Source organism: Bacteroides sp. 3_1_13 (genome assembly GCF_001185845.1).
Classification (GTDB): Bacteria; Bacteroidota; Bacteroidia; order Bacteroidales; family Bacteroidaceae; genus Bacteroides; species Bacteroides xylanisolvens.
Genome location: NZ_KQ236964.1, coordinates 1 through 4,651, shown reverse-complemented (window position 1 = coordinate 4,651; position 4,651 = coordinate 1). Strand labels below are relative to the sequence as shown.

The following is a 4,651-nucleotide window of genomic DNA, read 5'->3' as shown; positions in this document are numbered from 1 at the left end:
TGGGGCATGAAAGCTCAAAAAAAAAGTCGGCAGAAAGAAAAGGCCATCCCGGAAAGGGGTTTAAAAAAAGGTCTTTAAATCTAGCTGAAGCATAAGTTTAATTTTAATAGATAAAAGACTATGGCACATCAGAGTAAATATCCTAGTTTAGACAGACAATGGCATAAGATGATGTTTTCTTTCTTTGAGTATCTTCCTATGCAATATCGGCAGGCAACGGAAAGAGAATGGCAAATTCGTAAGATGATATGGAGTTTTAAGGATGGAAAAGCTTATTTGAATATAGCTTGGATGATAGCGAATAAGTTACATCAAGTTTTTGGTGATGATGTTAAGAATATTGTTTTTGCTTGTGTTCCGGCTTCTTCCGCTGATAAGAATGAACTTCGTTATAAGGGGTTTGCTTCGGCTGTGTGTAAGTTTTCAGGTGCTATCAATGCGTATGAACATATACGTGTCAGTGGAGATCGTTTGGCTATTCACGAGAAATTTGACAGCAAGTCGCTTCAAAAAGTACAAGTGATAGAATTTGACAAGGACTTTTTTCGGGGTAAGAAAATCTTGGTATTTGACGATATTTTAACAAAAGGGTTTTCGTATGCTCGTTTCGCATGTCAGTTGGAAAAAATAGGAGGTGAGGTTTTGGGAGGTTTCTTTTTAGGTAAAACAGTTGTCCGTATGTTATAAGATGAAAGAAAAAGAGAGTTATATAGAGAAGCAGAAGGATATCTTTGGAGATACTACTTGGTTCACTTATCGTTATGAGGTGAATGGAATGGTGTATGAAACTTCGGCAGGTTCGTTGGATATATGTAGAAAGGCACGTGATAAATGGATGAAAATGATGTCCGTTGCTTTTACCGGTCATAGAACGATACGAACAAATAAATATGCTTTGTCCGTATCGTTGAATGAAGAGGTACGTTTCTGCTATGAGAATGGAATCCGTTTTTTCTATATTGGTTGTGCGGTTGGATTTGACATGATGGCTGCTCATACCGTACTTGAACAAAGGAAACAATATCCCGATATGGTTTTGGTGGCGGTTGTTCCTTATGTCGGGCAAGATGTGTATTTCAACAAAGAGGACAAACAGAGGTATGCTGATATTTTGCGCCAAGCCGACAAGGTGGTAGTTCTATCCGAATATTATTATGCCCAATGCTATGCCCACCGTAATGATTACATGATTTCACACGCCTGTAGGCTGATTGCCTATTGGGATGGAAAATCTGCCGGAGGAACTTCTTATACGTTTAACAAGGCACAAAAAAAGAAATTGGTGATATACAATCTGTTTTGATTCAGATTGTATATCGTTGTTTTCCAGCGGTATGATCAAACGTGGCGATGTCATACAGTCTGGTTGCTGTAAGTGCTAATACTTCCGATGCAAAAGAGAAAGACACAATAAATATGAAAAGCAATGATAGATGAATTTTACTTAATTGTTTTACCTTTGTAAAACATTAGTGTCCCATTAAAATTGGGACGAATTAAAAATTAAATAAACTTGGCCCATTTGGTCCGAATCGTTCTTTGTCATTTTGAAATTTAGTTTTATCAAAGAGGTCTCTCAGATGAGTCTTATCAGTCAATGAGATGCTCAGTATTTGTAACACTTCATATGTACTTCTGTTCAGTTGCATATCGTGTTGAATGATTGCCACCAAACAGTAAGCGCATATAGCAGCATATATCTGTATTCGAACAGCATTCTCTGTAGTTCCCCAAAATCTTTTGATTTTAAGGTGCTGCTTGAGCCATTTGAAAAACAGCTCTACCTGCCAGCGATTTTTATAAAGTTCAGCAACTTGAAGCGCAGATATATGCATCGCATTGGTTATGAATGTAAATTCTCGTTCTTGTTCTTCATCCCAATATTTAACCAATCTAAGTGGCTCTGGATAATATTGTTTAGGATAGAATCCTGTCAGAAATACACTTGCGTCTGAAAGCACATTCTTAGGCAGCCTACGTTTCCATTGGATGGATTTGTACCCGAGATTCTTTTTTGCTCTGACAACAAAGTAGGCTTCAATTTGATGAATTTTATACAGTATTTTGAAGTTGTTATAACCGCGGTCAAAGATGTAATAAGAGCTTGGTTCATAAGGAATTTCAATCATAACTTTAGAATCGTGTACGGATGCTTCCGTGATATGAAAGAATGCAGGAATCTGTGTTTCCACATCATATAATGTATGCACTTTGATACCACCTTTCTTTTTGCGGAATTTTGCCCACCAAAAGACTGAAAGGCACAGGTCAATAGTAGTCGAATCGAAAGCATAAACGTTACCGCCAAGTTTGAAAATATGATTAGCACACTTTTGTCGTGCTTCGCTAACCAGGTAGTAAGCATATTCTTCAAAGATGTGATAGTCTCTATCTTGATTTGCTCTTGCCAGCGATGACTTTGATACATTTTTACCCATTCCTAAATGATAACATTTGGAATGATGAGCTTCAAGAGCAACTATCAAATCTCGCAGACTTTCACGATTAGAAAGTTGACCAAACATCAAAGCAAGTAGTTGATTCCAGCAGGTGAAGTGCTTCACATATTTATCACCATCATACTTGGTGACTATGCGGTTAAACTTACTTCGATTCAGAAATGAAGCCAATTGAGCGAAAACGTATTTGTCTTGGAACATATGCCATCGGATTAATCTGATGCAAAGCTACAAATTCAAGTCCGTTCGCTCGGAAAATCGCTGTAACTAACTAAATTTCAAATATTTCAAAGAACTCTTTTAGATTTTAATGGGACAACAATGTTTGTAAAAGGTAAAACAATATGCGTTTTTCAGATACAGAAAACAATATGACCTTTTGCATAGGTGTGTGTTGGTTAGGAACTCCAAATATGGAGTCGTTGCAGAAAATAATGATGAACTTGAATATTATTGATAAGGATGGAAACAATGGAAGCTAATGAACTGATGCGATATGCCTATGAATTACTGCAAGGGCATTCGAATGAAGAATGTGCCCGAATATTAAGAGAAGTGGTGGCCGAGTGTCAGGTGTGTATAAAGAACTGTGAAGAAGGTGTTTTCGAAAATATGCTAAAGTAATAACAACAAGAATATGGAAATTACTCATAAAAATCAAGGAGAACTTGACTCAACCATGCTCCCATTCGTGATGAGAGAGCTGGTAGAACTGGTCATGAAGAAAAAGGCATTGCCTTTAGGCGATGCACTGTATTATATATATTCTTCCAAGTTGTATAAATCTTTGCTGGATAAGAGTACCAAGTTATGGTATTCAAGTACATTGTCGCTTTATGAAACATTGGAGAAGGAAAAAACAGAAGAAAAACGACGGTATAACGGTGACACGAAGATCCTGCTTTTCAAGATGTTCTGCATTGAGAATTATAGGGAGGAAAAGAAACAAAGTGCGGAAGAAACCTTGTTGTTGTTTTCGGACTATGGGGTTTTTGATTTTTTGGATGAGACTTTTGAAATGCTTCATACCCAAGACCCCGAATATATATTAGATACTATAACGACTTATATCAATAAAAGAAAATGAGACTATTTCATGGATCTACAGTTACCGTGAAACGCCCTAATATACAGAAAGGACGGAAGGCTACGGACTTTGGGAAGGGATTTTATACGACAACCAACTTTGAACAAGCAAAAAAATGGGCTTTGTTGAAGAAGAACAGGGAACAGAGCGAAAAAGCAATCGTCTCTGTTTATGAAGTTCCCGATGATATTCTTGATAGGGAATATCCGGTTCTTCGGTTTATGGGTGCGACAAAAGAATGGCTGGAGTTTGTTGTCAACAACCGCAGAGGAAGAGAAAACGGTGACTATGACCTAATAATGGGGCCTGTCGCAAATGACCAGTTATATGCGACAATTCGGCTTTATGAACAGAGAGTTGTTACGGCTGAAGCCGCTATTGAGATGCTGAAAGCGCATAAGTTGTTCAATCAGCTTTCATTTCATACGGTAACAGTCGCTTTGTTGTTGAAGTTTGTTGAATCAATTGAAGTGGGGTAAAGAATATGTGAAGTGAAAATAGGGGGAAGTTTATCCCCCAATGGTAAGGTTGTTTTTTGCGTCCACTTAGTTTTTTCCCACCCACCCTTTCAGCGGAGTGACTGCCCGGCAGTCTGTTGCTTACCCATATGTCCTAGCCTTTTAGGGCTGTAGATAGGTAGTTGGATATTTCGCTGCCAAATCGGCAGTCCGCTTCAATCGTTTGCTTGCTTTTCTCCGAGTGGAGCCTTTCTGCTTTTCCGGTGGTGTAATCTTCTTTTATTGGAAACAGGTGTAGTGGCTGTATGCCTGTGTGGTTATGTTCTCCCGCAGAATCCGCAAGTCAGTTCTTCCGTTGCAGCTTTTCATTTTATCGTGCAGTCACTTTTTTCGATACGTGGAATATGATATGCTTCATTCTTCGGCTTCATTTTTTTAAAAGGAATTGCAGATGTTTCTTCCGGTGTGTCGATAGGCGGCTGACCATCTTTTCGGGATGTGCCATGCTTGCTGTCTAACCGGTTGTTTTTTGCATCCTTTCCAAACCTGTTACTGATTTTCAAGTTTTGTCTTTTTCATATCATTTTTTAGGGAAGTCAAATCATTTTCCGTTGCAAATATAGATTGTTGCTAACCCCTTTTACGGG

7 protein-coding genes are annotated in these 4,651 nt (G+C 38.3%); 5 read left to right on the top strand and 2 right to left on the bottom strand.

The genetic code is table 11. From position 1 onward, the window contains the following. The first annotated feature begins 120 nt into the window (after positions 1 to 120). Both HMPREF9009_RS24650 and HMPREF9009_RS24645 read left to right on the top strand, forming a co-directional pair. Entirely contained in the window at positions 121 to 687 is a 567-nt protein-coding gene (locus HMPREF9009_RS24650) for a phosphoribosyltransferase (protein WP_005868760.1), read from the top strand. A gap of 1 nt (position 688) precedes the next feature. After that, positions 689 to 1,303: an SLOG family protein gene (locus tag HMPREF9009_RS24645; RefSeq protein ID WP_005868759.1), complete on the top strand. Its 615-nt coding sequence runs from the start codon at positions 689 to 691 to the stop codon at positions 1,301 to 1,303. 193 nt (positions 1,304 to 1,496) lie between these two features. On the opposite strand, the gene HMPREF9009_RS24640 is transcribed toward HMPREF9009_RS24645, so the two are convergent. Then, entirely contained in the window at positions 1,497 to 2,660 is a 1,164-nt protein-coding gene (locus HMPREF9009_RS24640) for an IS4 family transposase (RefSeq protein ID WP_005868407.1), read from the bottom strand. A gap of 270 nt (positions 2,661 to 2,930) precedes the next feature. Here HMPREF9009_RS24640 and HMPREF9009_RS26070 point away from each other — a divergent pair, with 270 nt between their 5' ends. Genes HMPREF9009_RS26070 through HMPREF9009_RS24630 form a run of 3 tightly spaced genes read left to right on the top strand, consistent with a single transcriptional unit; the run spans position 2,931 to position 4,025 of the window. Continuing rightward, positions 2,931 to 3,083 (top strand): hypothetical protein, encoded by a 153-nt coding sequence (locus tag HMPREF9009_RS26070; protein WP_005868757.1) that lies wholly within the window; start codon positions 2,931 to 2,933, stop codon positions 3,081 to 3,083. A 13-nt stretch (positions 3,084 to 3,096) separates the two neighbouring features. Beyond that, a complete protein-coding gene (locus HMPREF9009_RS24635; RefSeq protein ID WP_005868755.1) occupies positions 3,097 to 3,546 on the top strand; it encodes a DUF3791 domain-containing protein in 450 nt (149 codons plus the stop codon). Beyond that, positions 3,543 to 4,025, top strand: a complete 483-nt coding sequence (locus HMPREF9009_RS24630; RefSeq protein ID WP_005868753.1) for a DUF3990 domain-containing protein — start codon at positions 3,543 to 3,545, stop codon at positions 4,023 to 4,025. The genes HMPREF9009_RS24635 and HMPREF9009_RS24630 overlap by 4 nt, the downstream gene beginning before the upstream one ends. A 344-nt stretch (positions 4,026 to 4,369) precedes the next feature. Here the strand turns inward: HMPREF9009_RS24630 and HMPREF9009_RS24625 are convergent, their stop codons facing one another. Continuing rightward, positions 4,370 to 4,567, bottom strand: a complete 198-nt coding sequence (locus tag HMPREF9009_RS24625; protein WP_007564664.1) for a hypothetical protein — start codon at positions 4,565 to 4,567, stop codon at positions 4,370 to 4,372. Positions 4,568 to 4,651 lie beyond the last annotated feature (84 nt).